This window comes from Mesorhizobium sp. M7A.F.Ca.US.005.03.2.1, assembly GCF_003997795.1.
GTDB lineage: Bacteria > Pseudomonadota > Alphaproteobacteria > Rhizobiales > Rhizobiaceae > Mesorhizobium > Mesorhizobium ciceri.
In genome coordinates, this window is sequence record NZ_RZRP01000750.1 from 1 (window position 1) to 3074 (window position 3074).

The following is a 3074-nucleotide window of genomic DNA, read 5'->3' on the forward strand; positions in this document are numbered from 1 at the left end:
GTTCGGCAGCTTCCTGCGGCGCAGGAGCGGATAGCCGATCTGGCCGAAATAGGTGGAAGGGATCGGATCGTCGACGCCGTACTTGTCCGGCACCTTGTCGCCGGTGGGATTGTAGGTGCCGAACAGCACGTCGAGGAAAGGCAACTGCCCGGCGAAGTTCTTGTCATAGGCTTCGCGCTGGTTGGCATGGTGCCAGCGATGGAACTGCGGGCTGGCGATCAGCCACTTCAAGGGGCCGAACGGAATCCGCACGTTTGAATGCACAAGCAGCGTATGTCCAAGGTAGAGAGTCGAAAAGACGGCGATCGACGCTTCCGAGAAGCCGAGGAAAAAGATCGGCGTCAGCGATATTGCCTTTGTGACGATGGCGTCGACGGGATGATTGTGGAAGGCCCCGAGCCAGTCGAGTTCTTCAATGCCGTGGTGAACGGCATGGAACTTCCAAAGCGCCGGGATTTTGTGAAAGGCCCGATGTGTCCAGTAGACGCCGACATCGGTGATCACGATGATTTCGGCAACCTGCAGCCAGACGGGCTGGCCGCTGACGGCATGCGTTATCGCTTGCGGGACCAGGAGTGCAGCGGCACCGAGCGCGCCTGCCGCCATCATGACGATGGCCAGCTTTATGATGAAGCCGTTGAACAGCAGATAAATCAGATCGACAGCGAAGCCCTTGCGAAAGATCTTCTGCGGCCGCTCGGCGAACAGATGTTCGAACGGAATGAAGATCAGGGCGCAGATCAGAAGTGCCTTGATGCCAAAGATATCCATCGATTCGCCTCAGCGCGCAGTCCGCGCCTCTGAGAGGAACCACATCTCCCTTTCCAAAGGCTAAAGGCTCTGCCTTTTGCGCGAGTGGCGGCGGCAAACGCGGATTGTGAATGGAACGCGGGCGGACGAGGAGACGCGAATGCGGGCTCGTCCTGCGGCGCGTGGCCCATCCCCAACTAGAACCTGACCGCGAGATTGGCTTTCACGCTCTGGTCTGCGGCGCGACTGCCGAATTGTCCCCCATAGGTGAGGCCGAGCGTGGCATTGTGTGCGATGGCGATGTCGAACCCGACATCGAGTATCAGCCCGTCCTTGGCGATCGGCACGCCCGCGACGGTGAATGGTGCGCCGCCGGCGAATGCGAAGCGCGACAGCGGTACGGTCTCGCCAAAGGCATGCCGCCAGCCGAGCGTGCCGCGAACCGTCGCCGCCATCTCGCCGACGGTGAACTCGCCTGAGGCATGTAGGCCGAGCGTGGTGAAGGTCGCATCGGTGATTGCCGAAGCGCTTGTCAGCGTCGCCGCGCCGCCTGTCTCGGTGAAGCCGTCAGTCCGGAGGTTCACATAGGCGAGATTGGCGAAGGGCTCAAAGCCTAAATTTCCAGCATGGATACCATAGCCCAGTTCGCCGAACACCTGCGCCGTTCCGGCGCGATAATCTGCCTTGAGGCTGTCATTGAAACCGGGGAAAGTGACGGAGCGGCTCGTCGCGATGTCGTGCCAAGTATAGGATGTACCGGTGCGCAAGCCGAGCGTGCCGCCCCCAACATCCCAAGTGGTGCCGCCATAGAGGCCGAGATGATAGTTGTCGCTCGAGCCCGACGAGGCGCGGTCTTTCACATCGAGGTTGGTGCGGCTGTATCCCGCCATGATACCCAATCGCCAGGTGTCGAAAATGGCGGCGTCACCGCCAGCCAGGAAACCGCCAGTCGAGCGGTCAACGCGGGCAGCATTGCCGTCGCTGCCAGTATGGCCCCATGAACCAAAGCCCTGACTCCAGAGGGCGAAGCGATCGGTGTCCAACGCCACTGCAGCGGTCGTATTGGGATCGAGCGAGACATAGGCGCCCGCAGCACCGCCATAGGTCTGATCGGCGTAGGCCATGACCGGAGCGGCCGATGCACCGACGATACCGAAAGCGGCCCGGATGCGGTTCGTCGCCGCGTCGCGCAGAAGACGGCTATCTTCGATGAGGGAAGTCTGCGCCGAGGGATACACCTCGCCCGAGAGCTGGTCGAAGGCATCACGTGCCTGCACGTCGGTCGCGAGGTTGAGGATGACGTTGTACAGGGATCCGGATGTCGGCAGGCTCTCGAGCCCCCCAGCGGTTGCGATCTGATTGCGGGTCAAGGCTGCGTCGGTGAAGTTGCGGTATTTCAGGATGTCGAGATAGGCGTTGTTGGTGTCATAGGTATCGGCAAGCCTGAGGAAGGCGGTGTTGACAACTCCAGTCAAGGCAGCGAACTGCCCGGTCAGCCCGGCATCGGCGGTCAACACCGTATAGCGGGTGCCCGGCACCGCAATGCCGCCCGCGGCGTTCACGGTCAGCGTCGCGCCAGTGATCGTCGCGGTGCCGGAGGTGCTGAACCTGTCGGCCTGGCCGGCCGTGTTGATATCGATCGCCATGATGCTGCCAGTCGCGAAAGCGGTATTGCCGCCGGTTTGCCGGATCACATCGCCGGCGCCAGCGTCGGCCATTGTCAAGGTGCCTTGATTGGTGAACTGAAACAGATTGGTCCATTGCGTCGTCTCCGCGACGCCGGCGGAGTTTCCACCGACGGCGGTCCCGTCGTTGACCAGCCTGCTGGCGCCACCGCCGAAATCACTGGTTCCACCGGCGCCGTTCCAGTTCCCGTCGTTGGCGAACAGTGTCGCGCCGCCGGCAAACTGCGCTGTACCGACGATCGAACCGGCGTTTGTGAGCGCCATCGTCGCGGCATTGGTCTCGATCGCCGCATCGCTGGACAGTCCGGAAAGACTACGGATCGCGCCCGACGAGGCGACGTTGATGGCGCCCGTCCCACCAGTCAAAGTCAGGCCACGCGTCGCGCCCGTCACCGTGCCGGCGACTTGCACATCCACTACGCCGTTGCCCGTCGCGACGATGCCCTCGGCCGACGTTCCGGTCACCGCGCCATTGGCGATCACCGTGATCGCGCCCGTGCCAAGATTGGTTGCCTGGATACCTGTCGTACCCGAGACATTGCCATTCGTCGTCACATTGATCGTGCCAGCGCCGACCACATTATCCTGGAGCACGAAGATCGCCGTAGCCGCAGTTGCGTTCACAGCACCCGTTATCAC

2 protein-coding genes are annotated in these 3074 nt (G+C 62.2%); both read right to left on the reverse strand.

Features of this window, described 5'->3' with window-relative positions:
* A partial coding sequence (locus tag EN991_RS29565) for a sterol desaturase family protein (RefSeq protein ID WP_164769457.1) occupies window positions 1–771 on the reverse strand: 771 nt, incomplete at its 3' end.
* Between the two features lie 176 nt (window positions 772–947).
* Window positions 948–3074 (reverse strand): autotransporter domain-containing protein (locus EN991_RS29570; RefSeq protein WP_127370078.1); only part of this gene is annotated, 2127 nt, incomplete at its 5' end.